Source organism: Streptomyces siamensis (assembly GCF_039543605.1).
Taxonomy (GTDB): domain Bacteria; phylum Actinomycetota; class Actinomycetes; order Streptomycetales; family Streptomycetaceae; genus Streptomyces; species Streptomyces siamensis.
Window position 1 is genome coordinate 352,279 of the sequence record NZ_BAABKB010000001.1, and the last position, 26,039, is coordinate 378,317.

20 protein-coding genes are annotated in these 26,039 nt (G+C 70.8%); 12 read left to right on the forward strand and 8 right to left on the reverse strand.

Annotated features, from left to right (window positions below; translation table 11 throughout):
* The first annotated feature begins 171 nt into the window (after nucleotides 1–171).
* The 5 genes from ABEB03_RS01530 (at nucleotide 172) to ABEB03_RS01550 (ending at nucleotide 8,425) form a co-directional block, all read left to right on the forward strand.
* The gene (locus tag ABEB03_RS01530; RefSeq protein WP_345640007.1) at nucleotides 172–1,947 is read left to right on the forward strand and encodes a VWA domain-containing protein; all 1,776 of its coding nucleotides are present in this window, start codon (nucleotides 172–174) and stop codon (nucleotides 1,945–1,947) included.
* A gap of 171 nt (nucleotides 1,948–2,118) precedes the next feature.
* Nucleotides 2,119–3,834 carry a methionine--tRNA ligase gene (metG, locus tag ABEB03_RS01535; protein WP_345640010.1) on the forward strand — a complete coding sequence of 572 codons (1,716 nt, stop codon included), beginning with the start codon at nucleotides 2,119–2,121 and terminating at the stop codon, nucleotides 3,832–3,834.
* A 198-nt stretch (nucleotides 3,835–4,032) separates the two neighbouring features.
* Nucleotides 4,033–4,398 (forward strand): PH domain-containing protein, encoded by a 366-nt coding sequence (locus ABEB03_RS01540; RefSeq protein WP_345640012.1) that lies wholly within the window; start codon nucleotides 4,033–4,035, stop codon nucleotides 4,396–4,398.
* A 135-nt stretch (nucleotides 4,399–4,533) separates the two neighbouring features.
* Nucleotides 4,534–7,746, forward strand: a complete 3,213-nt coding sequence (locus ABEB03_RS01545) for an FG-GAP repeat domain-containing protein (protein WP_345640014.1) — start codon at nucleotides 4,534–4,536, stop codon at nucleotides 7,744–7,746.
* Nucleotides 7,747–7,948: 202 nt separating this feature from the next.
* Nucleotides 7,949–8,425 carry a hypothetical protein gene (locus tag ABEB03_RS01550; protein ID WP_345640016.1) on the forward strand — a complete coding sequence of 159 codons (477 nt, stop codon included), beginning with the start codon at nucleotides 7,949–7,951 and terminating at the stop codon, nucleotides 8,423–8,425.
* A gap of 68 nt (nucleotides 8,426–8,493) precedes the next feature.
* Here ABEB03_RS01550 and ABEB03_RS01555 read toward each other — a convergent pair whose 3' ends face one another.
* Complete coding sequence (locus ABEB03_RS01555) at nucleotides 8,494–9,444, reverse strand: intradiol ring-cleavage dioxygenase (RefSeq protein WP_345640018.1); 951 nt, start codon at nucleotides 9,442–9,444, stop codon at nucleotides 8,494–8,496.
* Between the two features lie 116 nt (nucleotides 9,445–9,560).
* Entirely contained in the window at nucleotides 9,561–11,324 is a 1,764-nt protein-coding gene (aspS, locus tag ABEB03_RS01560; protein WP_345640020.1) for an aspartate--tRNA ligase, read from the reverse strand.
* A 154-nt stretch (nucleotides 11,325–11,478) separates the two neighbouring features.
* Here aspS and ABEB03_RS01565 point away from each other — a divergent pair, with 154 nt between their 5' ends.
* Complete coding sequence (locus ABEB03_RS01565) at nucleotides 11,479–13,668, forward strand: SpoIIE family protein phosphatase (protein WP_345640022.1); 2,190 nt, start codon at nucleotides 11,479–11,481, stop codon at nucleotides 13,666–13,668.
* Between the two features lie 16 nt (nucleotides 13,669–13,684).
* Here the strand turns inward: ABEB03_RS01565 and ABEB03_RS01570 are convergent, their stop codons facing one another.
* The 3 genes from ABEB03_RS01570 to ABEB03_RS01580 all read right to left on the reverse strand — a co-directional run bounded on the left by ABEB03_RS01570 (nucleotide 13,685) and on the right by ABEB03_RS01580 (nucleotide 16,523).
* On the reverse strand, nucleotides 13,685–14,740 hold the full coding sequence (locus ABEB03_RS01570; RefSeq protein WP_345640024.1) for an AI-2E family transporter: 1,056 nt from the start codon (nucleotides 14,738–14,740) through the stop codon (nucleotides 13,685–13,687).
* Nucleotides 14,741–14,920: 180 nt separating this feature from the next.
* The gene (locus ABEB03_RS01575) at nucleotides 14,921–15,889 is read right to left on the reverse strand and encodes a pirin family protein (protein WP_345640026.1); all 969 of its coding nucleotides are present in this window, start codon (nucleotides 15,887–15,889) and stop codon (nucleotides 14,921–14,923) included.
* Nucleotides 15,890–16,031: 142 nt separating this feature from the next.
* The gene (locus tag ABEB03_RS01580; RefSeq protein WP_028799312.1) at nucleotides 16,032–16,523 is read right to left on the reverse strand and encodes an SseB family protein; all 492 of its coding nucleotides are present in this window, start codon (nucleotides 16,521–16,523) and stop codon (nucleotides 16,032–16,034) included.
* A gap of 142 nt (nucleotides 16,524–16,665) precedes the next feature.
* On the opposite strand from ABEB03_RS01580, the gene ABEB03_RS01585 reads away from it, so the two are divergent.
* The 3 genes from ABEB03_RS01585 to ABEB03_RS01595 all read left to right on the forward strand — a co-directional run bounded on the left by ABEB03_RS01585 (nucleotide 16,666) and on the right by ABEB03_RS01595 (nucleotide 20,294).
* The gene (locus ABEB03_RS01585) at nucleotides 16,666–18,492 is read left to right on the forward strand and encodes an acyl-CoA dehydrogenase (RefSeq protein ID WP_345640029.1); all 1,827 of its coding nucleotides are present in this window, start codon (nucleotides 16,666–16,668) and stop codon (nucleotides 18,490–18,492) included.
* 134 nt (nucleotides 18,493–18,626) lie between these two features.
* On the forward strand, nucleotides 18,627–19,922 hold the full coding sequence (locus tag ABEB03_RS01590) for a M18 family aminopeptidase (RefSeq protein WP_345640030.1): 1,296 nt from the start codon (nucleotides 18,627–18,629) through the stop codon (nucleotides 19,920–19,922).
* A 126-nt stretch (nucleotides 19,923–20,048) separates the two neighbouring features.
* Nucleotides 20,049–20,294, forward strand: a complete 246-nt coding sequence (locus ABEB03_RS01595) for a DUF6458 family protein (protein ID WP_028799315.1) — start codon at nucleotides 20,049–20,051, stop codon at nucleotides 20,292–20,294.
* Between the two features lie 70 nt (nucleotides 20,295–20,364).
* Here ABEB03_RS01595 and ABEB03_RS01600 read toward each other — a convergent pair whose 3' ends face one another.
* Together ABEB03_RS01600 and ABEB03_RS01605 are read right to left on the reverse strand one after the other, a co-directional pair.
* On the reverse strand, nucleotides 20,365–22,194 hold the full coding sequence (locus tag ABEB03_RS01600; protein ID WP_345640034.1) for a thioredoxin-like domain-containing protein: 1,830 nt from the start codon (nucleotides 22,192–22,194) through the stop codon (nucleotides 20,365–20,367).
* A 29-nt stretch (nucleotides 22,195–22,223) separates the two neighbouring features.
* Complete coding sequence (locus tag ABEB03_RS01605; RefSeq protein WP_345640036.1) at nucleotides 22,224–22,616, reverse strand: cupin domain-containing protein; 393 nt, start codon at nucleotides 22,614–22,616, stop codon at nucleotides 22,224–22,226.
* Between the two features lie 51 nt (nucleotides 22,617–22,667).
* On the opposite strand from ABEB03_RS01605, the gene ABEB03_RS01610 reads away from it, so the two are divergent.
* Together ABEB03_RS01610 and ABEB03_RS01615 are read left to right on the forward strand one after the other, a co-directional pair.
* On the forward strand, nucleotides 22,668–23,717 hold the full coding sequence (locus ABEB03_RS01610; protein WP_345640038.1) for a GlxA family transcriptional regulator: 1,050 nt from the start codon (nucleotides 22,668–22,670) through the stop codon (nucleotides 23,715–23,717).
* Complete coding sequence (locus tag ABEB03_RS01615) at nucleotides 23,714–24,208, forward strand: LURP-one-related/scramblase family protein (protein WP_028799319.1); 495 nt, start codon at nucleotides 23,714–23,716, stop codon at nucleotides 24,206–24,208. The genes ABEB03_RS01610 and ABEB03_RS01615 overlap by 4 nt, the downstream gene beginning before the upstream one ends.
* 35 nt (nucleotides 24,209–24,243) lie before the next feature.
* On the opposite strand, the gene ABEB03_RS01620 is transcribed toward ABEB03_RS01615, so the two are convergent.
* A complete protein-coding gene (locus ABEB03_RS01620; RefSeq protein WP_345640041.1) occupies nucleotides 24,244–25,044 on the reverse strand; it encodes a carbon-nitrogen family hydrolase in 801 nt (266 codons plus the stop codon).
* Between the two features lie 154 nt (nucleotides 25,045–25,198).
* On the opposite strand from ABEB03_RS01620, the gene ABEB03_RS01625 reads away from it, so the two are divergent.
* Nucleotides 25,199–26,023, forward strand: coding sequence for a maleylpyruvate isomerase family mycothiol-dependent enzyme (locus ABEB03_RS01625; protein WP_095935507.1), 825 nt, complete (start codon nucleotides 25,199–25,201; stop codon nucleotides 26,021–26,023).
* The last annotated feature ends 16 nt before the right edge of the window (nucleotides 26,024–26,039 follow it).

Below are 26,039 nucleotides of genomic sequence, written 5' to 3' on the forward strand. Positions count from 1 at the left end.
AACGCGGCGACCGCATGAACGAAGAGTGAACCTGCGTGAGCCACAGGGGTGTTGACACGGCGCTCCGGCGGCTGTCCGCCCCTGCCCAAGATCGCCAGTCGCGGCCGCTAACCTTACGTGTCCGTCCTGGCCAGGGATTGACGGGATCAACTCACGCGAAGGGTTGCGCACATGGGCATTCTCACTCTCCTGCGGAATGCGTTCGGCCGCTCACGCAAGGGTCGTGACGCCGACGCGGAGACCTCGCGAGAGGCCTCGGCTCCGGCCGTCCCGGCCCCCACCCAGGAGCCCGAGCCGGCGCCCGCCCCCGCCCAGGAGGCCGCCGAGCCGAGGATTCCGGCCCCGGCCTCCGAGCCCGAGCCCTCCGTGGTGGACGACCTGGTCTCGGCGGCCTTCGACAACGTGACGGTCCCGAAGCAGTCCCAGTCGACGCCCCAGCCGGGACCGTCCACCGAGCCGAAGCCGGCCGCCGAGGCGAAGCCTGCGGCGGAGCCGCAGCCGGAGCCGGTGGCCGAGGCGAAGCCTGCGGCGGAGCCCGAGCCGGTGGCCGAGGTCGAGCCGACCGCCGCAGCGAAGCCCGCCGCCGAGTCGGCGACCGAGGTCGAAGCTGAGCCGGCGGCGGAGGCCGAGCCGGAGTCGACGCCGGAGCCGGTGGCCGAGGAAGAGCCGACCGCCGAGGCAGAGCCCGCAGCCGAACCGGAGCCGGTGGCTGCGACCGAACCCGCGGCCGAAGCGACGCACGCCGTCGAGCCCGAGCCGGTCGCCGAGGCGGAGCCGGAGGCCGAGGCAGAGCCCGCAACCGAGCCCGAGGCGGCCGTCGAGACCGAGCCGGTCGCGGAAGCGACGCCCGCCGTCGAGGCCGAGCCGGTCGCCGAGGCGGAGCCGGAGGCCGCAGTCGAGGTCGAGCCGGTCGCCACGGCGGAGCCGGAGGCCGAGCCCGCGGTTCAGGCCGAGCCGGTCGCCGAGGTCGAGCCGGAGTCGGCTCCGGAACCGGTGGTTGCGGCCGAGCCGGTCGCCGAGGCGACGCCGGAACCGGTGGCCGCGGCCGCCGACGGCGAGAAGACCCCACAGGCCGGACCCGCACCTGAGCAGGATGCCCGCACGGGTGGTGCGGGTGGGAACGACGAGGCCGAAGGCGAAGCCGAGGCCGACCAGCCCGCAACGCCGGCCCCGTCGACCGCGACCGAGGACCAGCCGACCCCCGCGGCAGAGGCGGAGCCCGCGGCAGAGGCGGAGCCCGCGGCAGCCGACCCGGAGCCGCGGACCGAGGCCGAGCCCGCCGCCACGGCGACCCGCGTCAAGGCCGAGGCCCCGGCCCTCACCGCGGCGTACAACGAGGCAGGCACCGCCCTCGGGAAGCGGGACCTCACCGGCACCCGAGCCCGCGTCTACCTCGTCCTCGACCGCTCCGCGTCGATGCGCGGGTACTACAAGGACGGCTCCGCCCAGGCCCTCGGCGAGCAGGCCCTCGCGCTCGCCGCCCACCTGGACCCGGAGTCGACGGTCCACGTGGTGTTCTTCTCCACGGAGCTGGACGGCACCGGCGAACTGACGCTCGCCGAGCACGAGAACAAGGTCGACGAGCTGCACGCGACGCTCGGCCGCATGGGCCGCACCAGCTACCACGCGGCGGTGCAGGAAGTGCTCTCCCAGCACGAGAAGCACGGCTCGGACGCCGGCTCCCCGCTCCCCGCCCTGGTGATCTTCCAGACGGACGGCGCTCCGGACGCGAAGACCCCGGCCACCCAGTCCCTCACCGAGGCGGCGAAGGACCACCCTTCGGTGTTCTTCTCCTTCGTGGCGTTCGGCGAGCACGACAACAAGGCCTTCGACTACCTCCGCAAGCTGAAGACCGGGAACACGGCCTTCTTCCACGCGGGCCCGACCCCGCGCGAGCTGACGGACGCCGAGCTCTACGACGGCGTACTGGAGAACTGGCGGCCGTAGCGCCGTAGCGCTCCGCGCCCCCCGACACCCGGCCGCCCGCTTCCCACCCCTCAAAACGGGAAGCGGGCGGCCCACCCATGTCGGCTACGATTTCAAGGTTCACAGAAGACGACCCGCCGACCCGAAAAGCGACGGACGTCACTCCGCGTAGCGACTTGGGAGCAGCCCGCGATGGCTCGACACCTCATCACCAGCGCCCTTCCGTACATCAACGGGATCAAGCACCTGGGCAACATGGTGGGGTCCATGCTCCCGGCGGACGTGTACTCCCGGTACCTCCGCCAGCGCGGTCACGACGTCCTGTACATCTGCGCGACGGACGAGCACGGCACCCCGGCCGAGCTGGCCGCGAAGGAGCAGGGCCTGCCGGTCGACGAGTTCTGCGCGCAGGCGCACGACGCGCAGAAGGCGGTGTACGACGGCTTCGAGCTGGCCTTCGACTACTTCGGCCGCAGCTCCAGCGCGGAGAACCGCGACATCACCCAGCACTTCGCCCGCCGCCTGAACGAGAACGGCTTCATCGAGGAGCGCGCGATCCGCCAGGTGTACTCGCCGGCGGACGGCCGCTTCCTGCCGGACCGCTATGTGGAGGGCACCTGCCCGCACTGCGGCTACGACAAGGCGCGTGGCGACCAGTGCGAGAACTGCACGCGCGTCCTGGACCCGACCGACCTGATCAACCCGCGCTCGGCGATCTCCGGCTCGACGGACCTGGAGGTCCGGGAGACGAAGCACCTCTTCCTCCTCCAGTCCAAGCTCCAGCACGAGGTCGAGGAGTGGGTGTCCCGTCACGAGGCCGACTGGCCGCAGCTGGCCTCCTCCATCGCCCGCAAGTGGCTGAACGAAGGCCTGCACGACCGGGCGATCACCCGTGACCTGGACTGGGGCGTGCCGGTCCCGGCCGACACCTGGCCCGAGCTCGCGGCGGAGGGCAAGGTCTTCTACGTCTGGTTCGACGCCCCGATCGAGTACATCGGTGCGACGAAGGAGTGGGCGGACCAGGACCCGGAGAACCGCGACTGGAAGTCGTGGTGGTACGACGTGGACACCGCCGTGCGCTACACGGAGTTCATGGCGAAGGACAACGTGCCCTTCCACACCGTCATGTTCCCGGCCACCGAGCTGGGCGTGCGCGAGCCGTGGAAGAAGGTCGACTACGTCAAGGCGTTCAACTGGCTGACGTACTACGGCGGGAAGTTCTCCACGTCGCAGAAGCGGGGTGTCTTCACCGACCAGGCGCTGGAGATCCTGCCCGCCGACTACTGGCGCTACTTCCTGATCGCCAACGCCCCGGAGTCGGACGACTCGTCGTTCACCTGGGAGCACTTCACGGCCACGGTCAACAAGGACCTCGCCGACACCCTGGGCAACTTCGTCAACCGCGTGCTGTCCTTCTCGAAGAAGCGCTTCGGCGAGGAGGTCCCGGCGGGCGCCGCGGCCGGTGAGGCGGAGGCGAAGCTCGGCGAGGAGATCGCGGGCCTGCTGGCCGAGTACGAGACCCAGATGGAGGCCCTCCAGTTCCGCAAGGCGGCGGCCGCGCTGCGCGCCCTGTGGTCGGCCGGCAACTCCTACCTGGAGGAGAAGGCCCCCTGGCTGGAGATCAAGACCGACCCGGAGGGCGCGGCACTGACCCTGCGCACGGCGATGAACCTGATCCACCTGTACTCGGTGGTCTCCGAGCCCTTCATCCCGGCGTCCTCCAAGGCCATGCGCACGGCGTTCGCCCTTCAGGACGACACGGCGGCGTGGGTGACGCGGGACGAGGCGAAGTCCCTGGACTCGGTGCCCGCGGGCACCCCGTTCACCGTCCCGCCGGTCCTCTTCGCCAAGCTCACGGACGAGGACCTGGAGACGTACAAGGAGCGCTTCGGCGGCGCTCCGGAGTAGCAGCGGCGGCCAGTGGGCCGAGGCCCGGGAACGAGCAGTTCCCGGGCCTTCCGCATTCCCGGGGCAGGACAAACGGAACCCCCTCCTCCTCTGTGCCTGCCTCTCCTCCGGGCGGTATACATTGCGAAGATCATGTGAAGCCATTGGCTCACTGGGACACGAGTGGACAAGTGCGTCCACTGAGTGGGGGGTTCATCCATGGCGCTCTTCGGAAACGCGCACACCGTCGACCCGACGTCGGCACAGCAGGACTTCGCGCGCCTGCTCGGCCAGAACGAGCAGGTCCACGCCGCGTACCAGCTGATACGCGACACCATCCTGTTCACCGACCGCCGACTGCTCCTCGTCGACAAGCAGGGCATCACCGGCAAGAAGGTGGAGTACCACTCCATCCCGTACCGCAGCGTCACCCACTTCGCGGTGGAGACGGCAGGCACCTTCGATCTCGACGCCGAACTCAAGATCTGGGTCTCGGGCACCGCGGCGCCCATCGAGAAGACGTTCACCAAGGGCGTCGACATCTACGAGGTCCAGGCGATCCTCACCCAGTTCGTGGCGAAGTAGCACCGCCCGGCAGGCGGGCCGGTCCCGGCCCGCCTGTGCCTGTACGGCGCCTCCCTGCGAGGACCCCGTCGGCCCCTGCTAGCATCCGCACACTTGTGCGAGGGCGGGGGCCCTCGCGGGGAGGGAACACTTCACGTGGGCAGACACGCCCCGAGACGGCGCGGCCCGGCCGCCCTCGTCTCCACACTCGCGGTCGCCTTGGCGGCCGGCACCATCACCCTGTTCGCCGGCACTCCGGACGGCGCCGGCAGCGCGCTGGCCGCCGCGGCGGCCGGCTCGGCGGGGACGACGGAGATCCTGCTGGACGATCCGAGCAGCGACACCCCGCGCTCCGACCGACTGCTCTCGGCCGGCAGGACCGGATTCCTGCACCGTCAGGCCGGGGTCGCGGGCCTGCTGTGGACGGCCTACGAGGACGGCACCACCGTCACCGTGCAGGGGCCGACCGGCGTGTACAAGCCGACCACCACCACCTGCTGGGACATCCAGCTGCGCTGCGCCTCGGGCATGTACGGGCAGGCCGCCGACACCGTCGCCCTGCCGCACGCCTCCTACGGCGACCCGGTGTCCCTGTGGAGCCCGGACGGCAGCGCGCTGCGGACCGTCGACCTGAGCCAGTCGGCCGACTACGTGGGCACCTACGGGGACACGCTCGTCACGATCGAGCGGAACGGCGTCGTCGACGGCGAACAGCTCGACGGCTACCGGCTGCACCTCGTGGACCTCGTGGACGGCAAGCAGCGCGACCGCGTGGTCAGCGGCTACCCGGCCGAGGGTTCCTGGAACGTGAGCGCCGCGCGCACCGGCGACGAGGACGGTTTCCTTCTGGCCTACGCGATCCACGACGGGAACGGCGTCGTCGAGTCGTACACCGTCGGCTACCTCGACTTCGCGACCGCGCAGCTCACACCCGTCTTCACCGGCCTGGACGCCTCCCCGGAACCGGTGCTCACCGACGACCACGTCGGCTGGTACACGGAGTCCGCCGGACTGCACCTCAAGCCGCGCGGCGACCTCCTCGCCGAGGAGACCGTCCCGGTGGCGGGCAAGGAGATCGCCGGCTCGCCCGTCCCCGTCGTCGTCGGCGACTGGCTGGTCCTCGGTGTGTCCGGGGGCGGCGTCACGGCCGTGTCCCTGAGCGACGGCACCGAGAAGACCCTGCTGACCCGGTCCTACGGGAACCCGCTGGCCACCCCCGAGGGCGACGCCCTCGTCACCGGTGGCACCGGCGCGGCGGACTGGTGGGTCCAGCGCGTCGGACTCTCCGCCGACGGCACGCCGCGCCTGGAGAAGGTGCGCAAGGTGGTGCCGTACGAGAACGCCAAGACGGGCCTGGCGCTCAGCCGCGGCAGCCTGCGCGTGGCGGAGGACAGCACGAGCAGCACCTCGGACACCACGACCGTGCGCACGCTCACGACGAACGGCAGCACCGAACTGACCGCGTCCGCCCCCAGGACCGGCGACTCGGTGCAGCCCGTGTGCCCGTACCCGGGCACCACCTGCGCCGCGATGTGGGGCAACAGCGGCACGGCCCCCGAGGACGTCTACCTCGACACCTTCTACGACGGTGACGAGGGCGGCAGCGGACTGGAGAACGCCGACCGGCTGGTCGCCATCGGCGACGAATGGTCCAGCGACACACTGGAGTTCGGCACCACGGGCGGCTCCGTCGTCGACGTCTCCGACGGCTACGCGGTCTACAACTCCGGTGGCCCGAACCCGATGCAGTACATCGGCGAGTTCGGCTACGGCCAGCAGCTGAAGCGCTCGGTCCGGGCCGCCGCCCTGAACGGCTCGACGCTGTGGAGCGCCACCTCCACCACCGGCAAGCTCACCTCCTACAGCCTGGCCGAGAAGAAGACCCTCTCCACGGTCACGGTCCCGGGCCTCGGCTGCGTGCCGAGCGAACTCCAGGCGGCGGGCCGCTGGGTGTACTGGTCGTGCCAGTCGGCCTCGGCCGGTGTGTACGACACCAAGGCCGGTACGTCGAAGGCCGTGCAGCCCGGCGACGTGCTGCTCGGCGACGGGTTCACCGTGCGGCACGACCACGCCACCGGGCAGCTCGTGCTGACCGAGGCGTCCACCGGAGCCACCCGCGTGATCACCTCCGACGTCCCGGGCACCGGCCCGGCCACGGACCGCCGTTACCGGTGGACCGTCGACGAGTACACGGGCCTGGTCGCCTGGACCGACACGTTCCAGCAGACGCACGTCGCCACCACCGGCATCACGCCGTCCGCGACGACCGCCTTCCGCGGCGAGGCCGGCAGCTACGTCGAGCCGGGCGCGTCCACCGCCTGGACCGGCGGCTGGCAGCTGTCCCGCCCGGTCACCTCCTGGTCGCTGACCTTCACCTCGGTGCAGAGCGGTGCGACCGGCAGGGCCACCCGTACGCTCACCGGCGGCGCGGTCGCCGCCCAGCTGTCCGCGAACTGGAACGGCAAGACCTCCGGCGGCGTCCACTTCCCCAACGGTGAGTTCACCTGGACGCTGAAGGCGACCGGCCTGGGCACCTCGGCCCCGGTCACGGTGACGTCCGGCGAGGGCTATCTGCTCAGGGGAGCCGCGGTACGCCACGACTTCGGCAGCGTCGACGGCCCGGACGGCAGGGGTGACCTGATCACCCTCAACTCCTCCGGTGGTCTGACCGTCCAGCAGGGCACGGGAACAGGCAAGTTCGGCGAGAAGACCACCGGCACCGGATGGGCCACCTCCATCAAGGCGGTCCCCTTCGGCGACATGAACGGCGACCGCTGCAACGACGTCCTCGTACGCCTGAGCAGCGGGGCCCTGCGCCTGTACAAGCCGGGCTGCAACGCCGCCGTCAAGCCGACGACGTCGTACACCACGCTCGCCACCAGCGGCTGGACGCAGTACGACGTCCTGACCTCGCCCGGTGACGTGAGCGGTGACGGCCGCCCGGACCTCATCGCGCGCACCGCGTCGACGGGGACCGTCTACCTGTACAAGGGCACGAGCGACGGCAAGCTCGCCACCCGCGTGAAGCTCTACGACAACTGGAAGGGCTACAAGAAGATCGTCGGCGCCGGCGACCTCGACGGCGACGGCATCGGCGACCTGCTCGCCCAGGACACCTCCAACACCCTCTACCGCTACCACGGCAAGGGGGACGGCACCTTCGCCGCCCGCGTGAAGCTGTTCGGCGACTGGGGCGGCTCCTACAACGCCGTCGTCGGCGTCGGCGACATCACCGACGACGGCAAGGCCGATCTGGTCTCCCGCGACAGCAGCGGAAACCTGTACCGCAACAGCGGTGACGGCAAGGGATCCTTCGGCTCCCGCACGAAGATCGCGACCGGGTGGAGCGGCTACAAGTTCCTCTCCTGACGGGCGCACACATCGGCCGGGGCGCCCGGGACTTCATGTCCCGGGCGCCCTTGTCGTCGTCACTCGTCCCCCGTCCGCCGAGCCGGTGACGGGCCACCCGGGTACCGGTGGCGGCCCGGAGCGAACATGCGCCGTCCGCTCCCCCGGATCCGGAGTGGACCCCGGCGCTGGCATGTCCGCGCTCACCCGTATGGTTTCCGCCATGGCAGTCCCCGAGGTCATCCCGATCGCCTACGAGCCGAAGCACCGCACCGAGACCATCGGCCGGTACGCGGACGGTCAGTTCCTGGCGTCGATCACGTACGCCTTCCCTGAAGGCTTCCGTCCCGACGACGGCTGGGAAGAGCACAAACGCCTCTACACGGTGCTCCACACCTTCGACGTCGAGGGCCGTTACCGCGACTCGGAGATCTGGTGCGCCGGCACCTGGGCCGAGCAGCAGCGCAATCCCGACGGCGACAATTCGGTCCTCGCGCAGGCCCGGATCCACCTGGCGAAGCTGCTGCGCAGCCTGCCCCGCCGCTCCTACACGGACATCGCCGTCCGCCCCTTCCAACTCACCGTCGACGGCGTGCTCTTCGGCCTGCTGAGCGGATCGGACGAGGACGGCGACTGGGCCGAGCTCTACCCGGACCGGCTCGGCTTCGGCGAGCCGTGGGACGGCACCTACGACACCTGAGCGGCCGGGGTGAGGGACCGCCCGGGGCACCGCGCGGCCCCGGACGGCCCCGAGTTCCGCGGACGGTGCTACGAGGCCGACGCCGACGCGCTCGGCTGGGTGTCCGTGCTGTCGTGGGTCTCGTCCGGGGCGACGCCCATCGTCAGGTGCGCGTGGACGCCCTTGGCGATGTTCTTCCTGCTGTAGTCGAGGTGCAGGAGACCGCCCGCGTGCCCGTTCTGGGGGTAGATCGTGTCCTCGGTGAGGGTCGTACGCGTGGTGGTGTTCGTCGAGTACGGGGCCACCTCGGCCGCGGCCAGGACCGACTTCTCGTCGAAGAAAAGCTGGCCGGTGTGACAGGTGTGGCCGCCCTCGTAGCCCGCGTCGGTCCAGGTGCCGTCCACGTGGACCTTCACGTGGATGTGGACGCAGCGGCCCTGGTACCAGCCCGGGAACACGGTCTTGAAGGTGACGTAGCCGTGCTTGTCGGTCTTCCAGGTGCCGCGCAGATAGCGCTCGTCGTCGGTGGGTTCGGAGTGGCCGCCGCCACCGGAGGGACCGCCGGACGGGGGCTCGCCGGTCGGGGTGCCGGTGGGCGTCCCTGAGGGTGCGTCGGTGGGGGCACCCGTCGGGGCGCCGCCGCCTCCGCCGCTGCCCATCGACTCGTAGCCGGAGTAGACGCCCAGCGCGGTGCAGTGCCAGATGTCGACCGCCGCGTTCCTGACGGGCTTGCAGGTCTCGGCGTCGATCACCTTGAGTTTGAGGGTCATGGGGATGCCCTCCTGGTCCTCGGTGATGTCCTGGCGGATCTTGTCCGCGTCGATGTAGTACGGACCCTCGGTGGTCTCCGAGGTCAGCGTGTAACAGGTCTCGGCGCTCGACGAGGCGGCGGCGGAGGTGCCGGAGGCCGTCTCGCCCGCGAACGCGTTCACGGCGATGCCGCCGCCCACGCCCACGGCCGCCACGGCCGCTCCACCTGCGACGACGACCTTGCGTCGCGTCATGTTCCGTTTGTGCGCGGGTCCTTGGGTCTCAGTCATGAACCGGACCGTAGGGTTCCCACCTGTCAGCAGCATGGGTGAGGACTGTGGTTCTGCAAGGCCACGCAGAGTGGCCCGGAACCGACGTCGGTTCCGGGCCACTCGGGTGCTGGGGCCTACTTCGGCTGCGGCTTTCGCACGGAGAGGTTCAGCTCGCGCAGACGGGTCTCGTCGAGCTCGGTGGGCGCGCCCATCATCAGGTCCTGCGCGTTGCCGTTGAGCGGGAACGCGATCGTCTCGCGGATGTTCGGCTCGTCCGCGAGGAGCATGACGATGCGGTCCACGCCCGGGGCGATGCCGCCGTGCGGCGGGGCGCCGAAGCGGAAGGCGCGGAGCATGCCCGCGAACTGCTCCTCGACGGTCTCACGGTCGTAGCCCGCGATCTCGAAGGCCTTGAGCATGATGTCGGGCTCGTGGTTCCGGATCGCGCCGGAGGACAGCTCCACGCCGTTGCAGACGATGTCGTACTGCCAGCCGAGGATGTCCAGCGGGTCCTGGGTCTCCAGGGCCTCCAGACCGCCCTGCGGCATCGAGAACGGGTTGTGCGAGAAGTCGATCTTGCCGGTGTCCTCGTCCTTCTCGTACATCGGGAAGTCGACGATCCAGCAGAACCGGAAGACGTCCTCCTCGAAGTGCCCGGCACGCTTGGCGGCCTCGACGCGCACCGCGCCCATGATCTTCGAGACCTCGTCGAACTCGCCCGCGCCGAAGAACACGGCGTGGCCGGCCGCCAGGGACAGGCGCTTGGTCAGCTCGGCGACGTTGTCCTCGGTGAGGAACTTCGCGATCGGACCCGTCAGCGAGCCGTCCTCGGCGACGCGGATCCAGGCCAGGCCCTTCGCGCCCAGGGTGACGGCGAAGTCGCCGAGCTGGTCGAAGAACTTGCGGGGCTGCGCGGAGACGTCCGGCACCGGCAGGGCACGCACGTGCTTGCCCGCGAACGCCTTGAACTCCGAGCCCTCGAAGATGTCCGTGATGTCGACGAGCTCCAGCTGGGCGCGCAGGTCCGGCTTGTCGGAGCCGTACTTCAGCATCGCCTCGCGGAACGGGATGCGCGGGAACGGGGACGTCACATGACGGCCGTTGCCGAACTCCTCGAACAGCTCGGTCATCAGCTTCTCGATCGGCTGGAAGACGTCCTCCTGCTCGACGAACGACATCTCGACGTCGAGCTGGTAGAACTCGCCCGGCGAGCGGTCCGCGCGGGCGTCCTCGTCGCGGAAGCAGGGCGCGATCTGGAAGTAACGGTCGAAGCCGGAGATCATCAGCAGCTGCTTGAACTGCTGGGGGGCCTGCGGCAGGGCGTAGAACTTGCCCGGGTTGAGACGGGAGGGCACCACGAAGTCGCGCGCGCCCTCGGGGGAGGTGGCGCTGAGGATCGGGGTCGCCATCTCGTTGAAGCCGAGCGCCGTCATCTTGTGACGGATCGCCGAGATCACGGCCGTACGCAGCAGGATGTTGCGGTGCATGCGCTCGCGGCGCAGGTCGAGGAAGCGGTACTCCAGGCGCCGCTCCTCGTTGACGCCGTCCTCGGCGTTGATCGTGAAGGGCAGCGGCTGGGCGGCGCCGAGCAGCTCGACCTCGCCGACCTCGACCTCGATCTCGCCGGTGGGCAGGTCGGGGTTCACGTTCTCCGCGCCACGCGAGACGACCTTGCCGTCGACGCGGACGGTGGACTCCTTGGAGACCTTGTCCAGGGCCTCGTAGGCGGGCGTACCGGGGCGGGCGACGAGCTGCGTGATGCCGTAGTGATCGCGCAGATCGATGAAGAGGATGCCGCCCAGGTCTCGGCGATTGTGCAGCCAGCCGCTCAGCCGGACGTCGCTCTCGACGTCAGAGGCGCGGAGCTCGCCGCAGGTGTGGGACCTGTACCGATGCATCGTCGTTCATCCAGTCTTCGCGGATCGGGGTCTGTTTCACGTGAAACGTCCTGGGCCGGGGCCCGGACCCCCCAAGGGTACCGGGCACCCCAAGATCGCCACTCCCCAATACTCTCGGTGGCAGGCAGCGATCTCCTCTTCTTACAGTGGGGCCATGCGCACTGGTGAGCCCCTGCCCGGCGTGGGGGATGTCCTCGCCGCCCTCGCGACCGGCCTGTGGCGCTGGGACAACGCCGCCGGTCTGGTCACCTTCGACGCAGAGGCCGCCCGGCTGATCGGCCTGCCCGCGGAGCCGGCGACACTCACCGAGGCGGGCGCGCGCTCCCATTTCCACCCCGTCGACTGGAACGAGATCGACGGGGTCGTCCAGCTCGCCGTCGCCGAGGGCACCCTGGCCGAGGCCCGGATGCGGATCATGGACGGGCACGGCCGGGTGCTCCGCACCGTCCGTAGCCGCTCCAAGCCGATCGTGGACCCGAAGACCGGCGAGTTCGAGCTCATCGGCACCCTCCAGGAGGTCTCCGAGCAGCCGCCGGGCGCCGCCGCGCGCACCCCGGTCACCGGCGACTGGCGCCGCTCGCGGGAGGCGTTCCTGCTGGACGCGGGCCGTGCGCTGGCCGAGGCCCGGTCGACGGCCGAGGTGCTGCGGGTCGCGGCCGGCCTGTCCATGCCCGGGTTCTCCCCCGACGGACTGGCCGTCTTCGGTGCCGAGGGCGACCGGCTGACCGTCATCGGCCACCACGGGCACCAGCCGGGAGCCGAGAGCCCGTTCTCGCACATGGCGCTGGCCACCGACTACCCGGCCGCGGAGGTCGTCCGCACGGGCCGTGCCGTCTACCTGTCCTCGCCCGACGACTACCGGGACCGCTATCCGGTCTCCTGGCCGCTCGCCAAGCACTTCGGACGGCACTCCTGGGCGTTCCTGCCGCTGACCGTCGCGGGCCGCACCATGGGAGCGTGGATGGCGGCCTTCACGTACCCCGTCAGCTTCACGCCCGACGAGCGTTCGGTCCTCACGACCGTCGCCCGCATGCTCGCGCAGGCCCTCTCGCGTGCCGGGGCCGCCGAGACCGAGCGGGCACTCACCGACGGCCTGCAACGCTCGATGATGCCCACGCTGGGCCCCCGGACACCGGGCATGACCATCGCCGCGCGCTATGTCCCCACCGGCGGCGGCCTCCAGGTCGGTGGCGACTGGTACGACATGATTCCGCTGCCCGGGGGGAGCGCCCGGACGAAGTCCGGCGGAGGCCGCTTCGCGCTGGTCATCGGCGACGTGCAGGGCCACGACGTCCGCGCGGCGGGCCTGATGGGCCAGCTGCGCATCGCGCTGCGCGCATACGCCTCCGAGGGCCACCGCCCCGACGCGGTGCTCTCCCGGGCCTCACGCTTCCTGTACGGGGTCACCGACTCGGTGACCTACGGGTCGAGCGGCGGCGCGGACGACGGGGATCCCGACGACACCCGCTTCGCGACCTGCCTCTACGTCGAGGTCGACCCGGCGACCGGGACGCTCGACATCGCCCGCGCCGGGCACCCGGACCCCGCGATACGCATGGCCGACGGAACGGTGCTGATGCGGCCGACCGCGGGCGGGCTGCCGCTGGGCGTCGACCCGGACGCCGACTACCCCACGACCCGGCTCGTCCTGGAAACGGGCGAGACCATGCTGATCTGCACCGACGGGCTCATCGAGACCGGCGGTCACGACCTCGACACCGGCTGGCGCCGTATCCGCCGGGCCCTGGAGGCCCACGAGGGCGACATGGAGTCCCTGGCCGACGCGCTCGTCCAGGTCGTGCACGGGCCCTCCTCGCACCACACCACCGGGCCGCTCGCCGACCGGCGGGAGGACGACATAGCCGTCGTGCTGCTGTGCCGGCAGGGACCGGGCTGCGGCTGCGACGACACCGTGACGCTCGCACCGCCGCCGGTGCGCCGCACCATGCTGACCGTGGCGCAGGCCGAGCCCGAGGCGATCGCCGGGGCCCGCCAGCAGCTGCGGGAGCTGCTCCACGACTGGGCCTGTGAGGATCAGTTCGACGGGGCGGTCCTGCTCGTCTCCGAACTGATCACGAACGTCCTGGTGCACACCGACACCGACGCGCTGATCGTCGCCGAGGTGACGGGCGGCCCGGACGGGCGGCGCCTGCGGGTGGAGGTCTCCGACGCGAGCGACGACCTGCCACACCGGCGCCACCCCGGGGAGCTGGCGTCCTCCGGGCGGGGGCTGGTGTTCGTGGAGCTCCTCGCGGACGCCTGGGGCGTGGATCCCAGGGGCGAGGGGAAGAGCATCTGGTTCGAGTTCCACGAGGCCGGCGCGCAGGTCGCCGAGGACGGCTGAGGCCGGGCGCAGGGGCTCAGGACGCCTCGGGGGCCTCGGTCGTCTCGGACCCGTAGCGCGTACGGAGTTCGTGCAGTACTCCGAAGCCGGCCGCCGTCAGGGGCACGGCGAGCAGCATGCCGAGGATTCCCGCGACGGACGCGCCCGCCGTGATGGCCAGCATCACCACCGCGGGATGCATCTGCACGGTGCGGCTCTGGATCATCGGCTGGAGCACGTGCCCTTCCAGGACCTGCACGGCGAGGACGACGCCGAGGGCCCACAACGCGATGACGAACCCGCGGTCGGCGAGCGCGACCAGCACCGCCACCGCGCCGGAGATGAACGCGCCGAGGTAGGGGATGTACGCCCCCACCAGCACGAGCGCGCCGAGTCCCACCGCGCCCGGCACCCGCAGGATCAGCAGTCCGACGGTGATGCACACGGCGTCGATGAGCGCGATGAGGGTCGTCCCGCGCATGAACCCCTCGACGGCCTGGAAGGCACGGCGGGCCATGGCCTCGACGACGTCGGCGGTGCCCCGCGGCGCGAGCGACCTGAGCGTTCCGGCCACCCGGTGCGAGTCCCGCAGGAAGAAGAAGACGAGCAGCAGGGCGAGCACGGCCACGGCGATGGTCTCGCCGACGACGCTGACCCCGCTGATGACGTTGGACGCGGCCGTGCCGCCGAACTTGGTCAGCAGTTCCTTGGAGTTGGACGCGAGGTCCTCCAGCGAGGTCCCGGCCGCGCCGAAGTGCTCGGCGAGGGACTTCCCGGCCTGCCTCAGCGAGGCGACGATCTGGTCGCCCGTGTCGATGAGCGCGGCGACGACGATGTAGATGGCGCCGCCGACGACCAGGACCACCGCGACGCAGGTGAGTCCGGCGGCCAGCGACCGGTTGACCCGCATCCGCAGCAGCCGCCGGTACAGCGGGCCGAGCAGCGCCGTGCCCAGCAGGGCGAGCAGCACCGGGGTGACCGCCGTACGGAATTCCCCGCACAGCTGGATCCCGACCCACCCGACGCCGGCGACGAGCAGGATCACGGCACACCAGGCGGCCAGCTTCCTGGCGCCTTCGGGGAGTAGCTGCACGGTGCCAGCCGATCACGCACCGGCCACGGCGTCGCCCCGGGACGTCCGAAAGGGGGAGGGCGGCAAGGGCTCGTCGCCCTTGCCGCCCTCGCGCCGTCAGCCGCCCGGCCGCCGCCCGCTCCCGGCGTCCCGGAACACGCCCCGGACATCCCGTCCCGGAGCGCGCCCGGACGTCGCGGTCTACAGCGTGCCGGACATCCCGTGCACCGCCGGGATGGTTCCCAGGCGGCCCTTCTGGAAGTCCTCGAAGGCCTGCTGGAGCTCCTCGCGGGTGTTCATCACGAAGGGCCCGTAGTGCGCCATGGGCTCACGGATCGGCTGCCCGCCGAGGAGGACGACCTCCAGGTCCGGCGTGTGGGCGTCCTGCTTCTCGTCGGCGCGCACGGTCAGCGAGCCGCCGGCGCCGAACACCGCGGTCTGGCCCATGTGGACCGGGCGGCGCTCCGTGCCGACCGAGCCCCGTCCGGCGAGGACGTAGGCGAGACCGTTGAAGTCCTCGCGCCACGGGAGCGTGATCTCCGCGCCGGGCGCCAGGGTCGCGTGGACCATGGTGATCGGCGTGTGCGTGATGCCCGGACCCTGGTGACCGTCGAGCTCACCGGCGATGACGCGCAGCAGCGCGCCGCCGTCGGGGGTGCTCAGCAGCTGGACCGTGCCACCGCGGATGTCCTGGTAGCGCGGCGCCATCATCTTGTCCTTGGCCGGGAGGTTCACCCACAGCTGGAGGCCGTGGAAGAGGCCGCCGGACATGACGAGGGACTCCGGCGGGGCCTCGATGTGCAGGAGGCCCGAGCCCGCGGTCATCCACTGGGTGTCGCCGTTGGTGATGGTGCCGCCGCCACCGTTGGAGTCCTGGTGGTCGAAGATCCCGTCGATGATGTAGGTCACGGTCTCGAAGCCGCGGTGGGGGTGCCAGGGGGTGCCCTTGGGCTCGCCCGGCGCGTACTCCACCTCGCCCATCTGGTCCATCATGATGAACGGGTCGAGGTGGCGGTAGTTGATCCCGGCGAACGCGCGGCGAACCGGGAAGCCCTCACCCTCGAAGCCACTGGGCGCCGTCGTCACGGCCAGCACGGGACGGGACACGGCGTCGGCCGGCGCGGCCACACGGGGCAGGGTCAGCGGGTTCTCGACGGTCACTGCAGGCATGGTCGGTACCTCCTTGTGGTCCGAGGTTAGTTGATTGTTGAACTTTCTGCCACTCCCAACGAACGACGCCCGGAGGGCATTCCCTCCGGGCGTCCACGTGACGGCTCCCCGCGGAGCCGGTCCCTCTTCGGTTGTCGTGCGGCTATCCGTACATCCGGCGCATCGCGAAGTCGACCATCTGCTCGACGGCCTTGGCGTCGAAGACCATGCGGTGCTCGCCCTCCATGTCGAGCACGAAGCCGTAGCCGGTGGGGAGGAGGTCGATCACCTCGGCACCGGTGATCACGAAGTACTTGGACTCCTTGCCGGCGTAGCGGCGCAGCTCCTTGAGGGAGGTGAACATGGGGATGACCGGCTGCTGGGTGTTGTGCAGCGCCAGGAATCCGGGGTTGTCACCGCGCGGGCAGTACACCTTGGACGTCGCGAAGACCTGCTGGAAGTCCTCCGCGGCCATCGAGCCCGTGGTGAAGGCGCGGACCGCGTCCGCGAGCGACGGCGGGGACGGCTCCGGGTAGAGCGGCGGCTGCTGGCCGTACCCGCCGGGCATCTGGCCGCCCGGCATCTGTCCGGGGATGTTCCCCTGGGGCTGGGCATACCCCTGTTGGGCTCCCGCGTTCTGGTCATAGCCGTACATGCGTCAAAGAGTAGTGGGCCACATATGGACCATCAGGGGTTGATTCTTATTACTGACGGGTAGCATCATCGTAGCTACTTGTTGGTACGTGAACTAGCTGCGAGGAGTCAGTGCCTCGCCGATCCCTTACGGAGCCGTCGCCATGGGGCACTACAAGTCGAATCTCCGCGACATCGAGTTCAACCTCTTCGAGGTGCTCGGGCGCGACAAGCTGTACGGCACCGGCCCGTTCGGGGAGATGGACAGCGACACCGCCAAGAGCGTCCTCGAGGAGCTGACCCGCCTCTCGGAGAACGAGCTGGCCGAGTCCTTCGCCGACGCCGACCGCAACCCGCCGGTCTTCGACCCGGAGACCAACACCGCACCCGTGCCCGCGTCCTTCAAGAAGAGCTACAAGGCCTTCATGGACTCCGAGTACTGGCGTCTCGGCCTGCCCGAGGAGATCGGCGGCACCACCGCCCCGCCGTCCCTCATCTGGGCCTACGCGGAGCTGATCCTCGGCGCCAACCCGGCCGTGTGGATGTACTCCTCCGGCCCGGCCTTCGCCCGCATCCTCTTCGAGGAGGGCACCGAGGAGCAGAAGAAGTGGGCCCAGATCGCGGTCGACAAGACCTGGGGCTCCACCATGGTGCTCACCGAGCCCGACGCCGGTTCGGACGTCGGCGCCGGCCGCACCAAGGCGGTCCAGCAGGAGGACGGCTCCTGGCACATCGAGGGCGTGAAGCGCTTCATCACGTCCGGTGAGCACGACATGGAGGAGAACATCCTCCACTACGTCCTCGCCCGTCCCGAGGGCGCCGGCCCCGGCACCAAGGGCCTGTCCCTCTTCCTCGTCCCGAAGTACCTCTTCGACTTCGAGACCGGCGAGCTGGGCGAGCGCAACGGCGCGTACGCGACGAACGTCGAGCACAAGATGGGCCTCAAGGCCTCCAACACGTGCGAGATGACCTTCGGCGACCGCCACCCCGCCAAGGGCTGGCTGATCGGCGAGAAGCACGACGGCATCCGCCAGATGTTCCGCATCATCGAGTTCGCCCGCATGATGGTCGGCACGAAGGCGATCTCCACCCTCTCCACCGGCTACCTGAACGCCCTGGAGTACGCCAAGGAGCGCGTCCAGGGCCAGGACCTCGCCAACTTCATGGACAAGGCCGCCCCCAAGGTCACCATCACGCACCACCCGGACGTGCGCCGCTCGCTGATGACGCAGAAGGCGTACGCGGAGGGCATGCGCGCCCTGGTGCTGCACACGGCGGCCGTCCAGGACGAGATCATGCTCAAGGAGGCCGCGGGCGAGGACACCGCCGCCCTGGAGGCCATGAACGACCTGCTCCTGCCGATCGTCAAGGGCTACGGCTCCGAGAAGGGCTACGAGCAGCTCGCCCAGTCGCTGCAGACCTTCGGCGGCTCCGGCTTCCTGCAGGAGTACCCGATCGAGCAGTACATCCGCGACGCCAAGATCGACACCCTGTACGAGGGCACGACCGCGATCCAGGGCCAGGACTTCTTCTTCCGCAAGATCGTCCGCAACCAGGGCGCCGCGCTGAACTCGCTCGCCGAGGACATCAAGTCGTTCCTCGCGCTCGGCACCGGCGGCGAGAACCTGTCCGCCGCCCGTGAGCAGCTCGCCAAGGCGGCCGTCGAGCTGGAGGCCATCGTCGGTCTGATGCTGACCGACCTCGCGGCCACCGAGCAGGACGTCAAGAACATCTACAAGGTGGGCCTGAACACCACCCGCCTGCTGCTCGCCTCCGGCGACGTCATCGTCGGCTACCTGCTGCTGCGCGGTGCCGCCGTCGCCACCGAGAAGCTGGAGACCGCCTCCGCCAAGGACAAGCCCTTCTACACCGGCAAGATCGCGGCCGCGAAGTTCTTCGCCGCCAACGTCCTGCCCGGCGTCACCGGCGCGCGCAAGCTCGCCGAGGGCGTGGACCTGGACCTGATGGAGCTCGACGAGGCCGCGTTCTAGAGCCCGCGTGGAGCTGGGCGGACGCCCAACCAGAACCTGTCCTTCCGGTCAGGTGTCCGCCTTTCACATCCCCCTTACGAAGGCCCGTTCCCCATCGCCGGGAGCGGGCCGTCGTGCGTCGTTAAGGTGAACCCATGAGTACACCCGCCCGCTTCGACCGCGGCCACACCGACGACCTCATGTCCTTCCTGGCAGCCAGCCCCACTCCGTACCACGCGGTGGCGAACGCAGCCGAGCGTCTGGAGAAGGCCGGATTCCGCCAGGTCGCCGAGACCGACGCGTGGGACGGGACGAGCGGCGGGAAGTACGTACTGCGCGGAGGCGCCATCGTCGCCTGGTACGTGCCGGAGGGCGCCGAGCCCCACACCCCCTTCCGGATCGTGGGCGCGCACACCGACTCCCCGAACCTGCGCGTGAAGCCGCAGCCCGACACCGGCGCGCACGGCTGGCGCCAGGTGGCCGTCGAGATCTACGGCGGCCCCCTGCTGAACTCCTGGCTGGACCGGGACCTCGGCCTCGCGGGCCGCCTCTCGCTGCGGGACGGCTCCACCCGCCTGGTGAACATCGACCGCCCCCTGCTCCGCGTGCCCCAGCTCGCCATCCACCTGGACCGCTCGGTCACCGCCGACGGACTCAAGCTCGACAAGCAGCGCCACATGCAGCCCGTCTGGGGACTCGGCGAACCCCGCGAGGGTGACCTGATCGCCTTCCTGGAGGAGGAGTCCGGACTGCCGGCGGGCGAGGTCACCGGCTGGGACCTGATGACCCACTCCGTCGAACGCCCCGCCTACCTGGGCCGTGACAGAGAACTGCTGGCAGGCCCGCGCATGGACAACCTGCTGTCCGTGCACGCGGGCACCGCCGCCCTGACCGCGGTCGCCACGGCCGACTCGCGGCTCGGGTACATCCCGGTCCTCGCGGCGTTCGACCACGAGGAGAACGGCTCACAGAGCGACACCGGCGCCGACGGACCGCTCCTGGGCAACGTGCTGGAACGCTCGGTGCTCGCGCGCGGCGGCTCGCTGGAGGACCGGGCACGCGCCTTCGCGGGCACCGTCTGTCTGTCCTCCGACACGGGCCACGCGGTCCACCCCAACTACGCCGAGCGGCACGACCCGACGCACCACCCCCGCGCAGGCGGCGGCCCCATCCTCAAGGTGAACGTCAACAACCGCTACGCCACGGACGGTTCGGGTCGCGCCGTGTTCGCCGCCGCCTGCGAGAAGGCCGACGTGCGCTTCCAGACCTTCGTCTCCAACAACGCCATGCCCTGCGGCACCACCATCGGCCCCATCACCGCGGCACGGCACGGCATCAGGACCGTCGACATCGGCGTGGCCATCCTGTCCATGCACAGCGCCCGCGAACTCTGCGGCGCCGACGACCCGTTCCTCCTGGCCAACGCCCTGGTGGCCTTCCTGGAGGGCTAGTTCACCCACCCGTACCGCCACGACGAGCGATCGCCTCCGCATGGCCGGGCCCGAGCCGGGTACCCGGGTCGGGCCCGGGAAGACACCGTGTCTGCTCCGGGATGCCGAGCCAAGGAGGCGACACTCATGGGCCTGGGCGGATGCATCATCCTGATCGCCGCAGGAGCGATCCTCACGTTCGCGACCGACTGGAACATGAAGGGGGTCAACCTCGACCTCGTCGGCGTCATATTCATGATCGTCGGACTGATCGGGGTGGCGACCTTCAGCAGCATCGCCCGGCGCAGGCGCGTCGTGGTGCCGCCCACCACCCCGGTGGTGGAGGAGGAGCGCCACCACCCGGGCGGCTACAGCAACGGATACGGCGCCTGAGCACCCACGTACCTGGAGCGCACGCGGGCCCGACGCCCCGGGCCGGCAACGGCCGGCCCGGGGCCGCCCCTCACTCGTCCATGCCGGCGAGAACCAGCGGCAGCCGGTCCGTGCCCGCCGCGGTGAGCCGGACCGGCACACCCCAGTCCTGCTGGTGCACATGGCAGGCCGGGTACTCGTTGGCCGGGTCGTCGTCGCAGGACGCCGCCATCGCCGACACGTGCAGGACACCCTCCGGCACCGCCGGATCGAGCTCCAGCACCCGCGAGAGGTCGGTCCCTGCGCCCTCGCCGCCCCGCAGCAGCCCGGGCGGCGTCGACGAGACCAGCAGACGGGTCGACGGACCGTAACGGGTGTCGAGCTTCTGACCGGCCGGAGCCTGGAAGATCACGTCCAGGCGCAGCTCACCCGGTGCGACCTCGGTGGCCGCCCGCTGAGTCCGGTGGGCGACCGCCTCGACCCGCACGGCCTCCTCGGGCAGCCGCAGCCGCGTCAGCCGGTGGCGCGCCGACTCCACGACCACGATGTCGTCCCCGACGAGCACCGCGTCGCTCGGCTCCCGCACGTCCGTGGCGAGCGTGGTCACCTCACCCGTCGCCGGGTCGTAGCGACGCAGAGCGTGGTTGTACGTGTCGCTGACGGCCACCGAGCCGTCGGGCAGCGCCGTCACCCCCAACGGGTGCTGCAGCAGCGCCTGCCCGGCCGGACCGTCACGGTGCCCGAAGTCGAAGAGCCCGGTCCCCACCGCCGTGTGCACCGTCCCGTCGAGGTCGACCCAGCGCAGCGCCGACGTCTCCGAGTCCGCGAGCCAGAGCCGGTCGGCGGTGGCGGCGAGCCCGGAGGGCTGCGCGAACCAGGCCTCCTCGGCGGGCCCGTCGACCAGCCCCTCGTTGGTCGTACCCGCGGCGACGCCGACCGTGCCCCGCGCGGGGTCGTACGCCCACAGCTGGTGGACCCCGGCCATGGCGATCCACACCCGTCCGCCGAACACGGCCACGTCCCACGGCGACGACAGGTCCACCTCACGCGCGGGCCCGGACGTCGGCGACCCCTGCCACCACTGGCGGCCGGTGCCCGCGAGCGTCGTGACCTCCCCGGAGGCCAGGTCCAGGCGGCGCAGGGCGTGGTTCACGGTGTCCGCGACGACGACCGTGCCGTCGTCGAGCAGGGCGAGACCCTGAGGCTCGCTGAAGCCGGCCTCCGCGGCCGTCCCGTCCACGAAGCCGCGCGCACCGGAGCCGATCCGCCGGATCACCGACTCCCCGTCCTCCGCCAGCTCCACGAGCTGGTGCCGGGTGGTGTCGCTGACCAGGAGGTTCCCGTTCGGCAGGGCGAGCGCCTTGCCGGGGAAGCGCAGCACGGTCGGCTCGGGCTCGGGCGCCACGTACGGCCCGTCACCGCGCCGCAGGGTCCCCTTGGCCTCGTGCTCGGCCTCCAGCTCCGCCACCAGCCGGGCGATGGCGTGCGCGTGCCCCTCCCCGGCGTGCTGGGCGACCACGTACCCCTCGGGGTCGATCACGACGAGCGTCGGCCACGCGCGCACGGCGTACTGCTTCCAGGTGGCGAGCTCGGGATCGTCCAGCACCGGGTGCTCGACCCCGTACCGCTCGACGGCGTCGACGACCGCCTGATGCTCGGCCTCGTGCACGAACTTGGGCGAGTGCACCCCGATGATCACCACGGTGTCGCGGTGCTTCTCCTCCAGCTCCCGCAGCTCGTCCAGGACGTGCAGGCAGTTAATACAGCAGAACGTCCAAAAATCGAGAATGACGATGCGTCCTCGCAGGTCGGCGAGGGTGTAGGGCGCACCGCCCGTGTTCAGCCAGCCGCCCTTGCCGATCAGCTCGGGGGCGCGGACACGGACGCGGCGGGTTGCGGGGGCCGGGGCGGAGTCGTTCATGGATCAAGGGTGCCACCACGCCCCGGCACTCAGCCCAGCGCGTGTCCCGTGGTCGCGTCCACGTGGTCCGGGACCTCGTCGTGGCGGTCGCCGACGGTGAGGGTGCCGGTGGGCTCGAACATCAGGATCGAGGCGCCGTGCGGGGCGACCGGCTTGTGCTCCGTGCCGCGCGGCACGGTGAAGACGGAGCCCTTGGGCAGGACGACGGTCCGTTCACCGGCCGCCTCCCGGAGCGCGATGGTCAGTTCGCCCTCCAGGACCAGGAAGAACTCGTCGGTGTGGTCGTGGACGTGCCAGACGTGCTCGCCCTCGACCTTGGCGATGCGTACGTCGTAGTCGTTGACGGCGGTGACGATGCGCGGGCTCCACAGTTCGGTGAAGGAGGCCAGGGCGCCGGACAGGGAGACGGGGTCGCTGCTCATGGACTCATCCTCGGCCTGGCCCGGCGTCCGGACGAGTGCTAGAAATCGCATATGGCGCAACGATCCTCTCAGTCCGGTCCGGCGGGAGGCACACCGCTCGCCGGCCGGGCCCCGTCCCCCGCCGCGCGGGGCGTGCACCGTGTCGTCCTCGTCGTCGACGAGAACTCGAACCCCTTCGAGATGAGCTGCGCGATCGAGGTGTTCGGGCTGCGCCGGCCGGAACTCGGGCGGGAGCTCTACGACTTCGGGCTCTGCGCCGCCGGGGAGCGGACCCGGATGCGGGACGGGTTCTTCACGCTCACCGGCGTGGACGGGCTGGAGGCGGCCGACGAGGCGGACACGCTGATCGTGCCGAACCGTCCGGACACCGGTACGCCGCGCTCCCCCGAGGTGCTGGACGCCGTTCGCCGGGCGCACGAGCGGGGGGCCAGGCTGATCGGGTTCTGCTCCGGCGCCTTCACCCTCGCGGAGGCGGGGCTGCTGGACGGGCGGCGGGCGGCCTGCCACTGGATGTGGGCGGATGCCTTCCGGGCACGGTTTCCGCGGGTCCGTCTGGAGCCGGACGTCCTGTTCGTGGACGACGGGGACATTCTCACGGCGTCGGGCAGCGCGTCCGCGCTCGATCTCGGGCTGCATGTCGTGCGGCGCGACCACGGCGCGGAGATCGCCAACGCCGTCTCGCGACGGCTGGTCTTCGCCGCGCACCGCGACGGCGGGCAGCGTCAGTTCGTGGAACGGCCGCTGCCGGAGGTGCCCGACGAGTCCCTGGCTCCGCTGCTGGCGTGGGCACAGGAGCGGCTCGGTGAGCCGCTGACGGTCGCGGATCTGGCCGCGCGGGCGGCGGTGAGCCCGGCGACGCTGCACCGGCGTTTCCGTGCGCAGCTCGGCACCACCCCGCTGGCGTGGCTGACGGGTGAGCGGGTGGCGCTCGCCTGCCGGCTCATCGAGCGCGGGGAGGAGCGCCTGGACGTGGTGGCGGACCGCAGCGGTCTGGGGTCCGCCGCGAACCTGCGGGCGCGGCTGCGCCGGGCGACGGGACTCAGCCCGTCGGCCTACCGGCGGCGTTTCGGACCGCCTGCCGGGGAAGCGGTGATGGCATGAGATTCCTCGTACGCGACCGGCTCCTCGGCTTCGGCGACGACTACTGGATCGAGGACGACCGTGGCAACAAGGTCTTCCTCGTCGACGGCAAGGCCATGCGTCTGCGGGACACCTTCGAGCTGAAGGACACACGCGGGCGCGTCCTGATCGACATCCACCAGAAGATGCTCGCCCTGCGCGACACGATGATCATCGAGCGGGACGGCGACCCGCTGGCGACCATCAAGCGCAAGCGTCTGTCCCTGCTCCGCAACCACTACCGGGTGTCGCTGGTCGACGGCACCGAACTCGACGTGAGCGGGAAGATCCTCGACCGTGAGTTCGCCATCGACTACGACAACGAACTCCTCGCGCAGATCTCCCGCCGCCGGCTCCACGTCCGGGAGACGTACGGGGTCGACGTCGTACGGGACGACGCCGACCCGGCGTTGCTGATCGCGGTGGCGGTGTGCGTGATCCACCTGGCGGAGAAGGAGCGTGGCGAGGACTGAGGAGGAGCGCGCGGGGGCCGGGCGAACCGGTCCCGTCAGGCCTGTCGCCGGGGTGTGTCGAGGCCCAGCAGGCGGTCCTTCAGCGCGGGGAACTGCTCTCGCGTGTCGGCGACCTTGGCGGGGTCGAAGTCCACGGTGAGGACCTCCTCGCCGGCGCCCGCCTCGGCGAGGACCTCCCCCCACGGGTCGACCACGAGGGAGTGGCCGGCCTGGGCGACTCCGGCGTGTGTGCCGGCCGTTCCGCAGGCGAGGACGTAGGCCTGGTTCTCGACTGCGCGTGCCTGGGCTAGCAGTGTCCAGTGGGAGCGGCGCCGTTCGGGCCAGCCGGCCGAGAGCACGAGGGTCTCCGCGCCGGCGTCGACGAGCCCGCGGAAGAGTTCGGGGAAGCGGAGGTCGTAGCAGGTGGCGACGCCGACCACGGTCTCGGGCAGACGGACCGTCACGAGTTCGGATCCCGCGCCCATCAGCACGGCTTCGCCCTTGTCGAAGCCGAAGCGGTGGATCTTCCGGTACGAGGCGGCGAGTTCGCCGGAGGGCGAGAAGACGAGGGACGTGTTGTAGAGGGGGCCTTCGGGGTCCCGCTCGGGGATGGAGCCGGCGTGCAGCCAGACGCCCGCGTCGCTCGCCGCCTTGGCCATCACCTCGTAGGTGGGTCCTTCCAGCGGTTCGGCCTCGGTCCGGAACCCTTCGTAGGCGAACGCGCCCGTCGTCCACAGCTCGGGCAGCACGACGAGGTCGGCTCCGGCTTGTTCTCGTACGAGAGACGCGACACGCTGCCGACGCGATTCGACCGTTTCGGCGTCGTTTACGTCGATCTGGAGGAGAGAGGCGCGCACACTACCACCGTCCTGGCATTCGAGCCGTCGATACGGGCCTACGATCGTCACACGAAAGCACTGCCGGGGTGCCTCACAGCAGCGTAACTTAGCGTCCCAAGACACCCGCTGCCTGTGCACTGCCCGCGTCCAACCGCCCGAGGGGTCCCGTTCCGTGAGTCTGCATCCCAGCCTTCAGTCCTACGCCGACGCCTGGACCCACTCGATCGAAGCGATATCAGAGCTGGTGCAGCCGCTCGTGGAGGGCGAGTGGAACCGGCGGACGCCCTGCCCGGGCTGGTCCGTGCGCGACATCGTGTCGCATGTCATCGGACTGGACTGCGAGATGCTCGGCGACCCGCGGCCGATCCACACGCTCCCTCGTGACCTGTACCACGTGACGAACGAGCACCAGCGGTACATGGAGATGCAGGTCGACGTGCGGCGCCACCACACGGCGCCGGAGATGACGTCCGAGCTGGAGTACACGATCATCCGCCGCAACCGGCAGCTGCGGAACGAGACCAGGCAGCCCGACAGCAAGGTGCGCGGTCCCCTCGGCACCGAGATCACCCTCGAACAGGCCATGCGGAACCGTGCGTTCGACGTGTGGGTGCACGAGCAGGACCTGCGTACGGCGCTGGGCCGGCCGGGCAACCTGGACTCCCCGGGCGCGTCCATCGTCCGTGACCAGCTCCTCGCGGCGCTGCCGAAGATCGTCGCGAAGGACGCCGGTGCTCCCGCGAACTCCGCGGTGGTCTTCGACGTCCACGGTCCCGTCGAGTTCCTGCGCACGGTCCGTGTCGACGCCGACGGCCGCGGCACGATAGACGGTGCCCCTTCCCTCGGTCCCGCCGCCTCGCTCTCCCTGGACTGGGAGACGTTCGTCCGGCTGGCCTGCGGCCGTGTTCACCCCGACGCCGTCGCCGACCGCATCAAGACCGAGGGCGACCCGGATCTGTCGGCGGCCATCCTGCGGAACTTCGCGGTCACCCCGTAGGCAACACCGCCCGTCC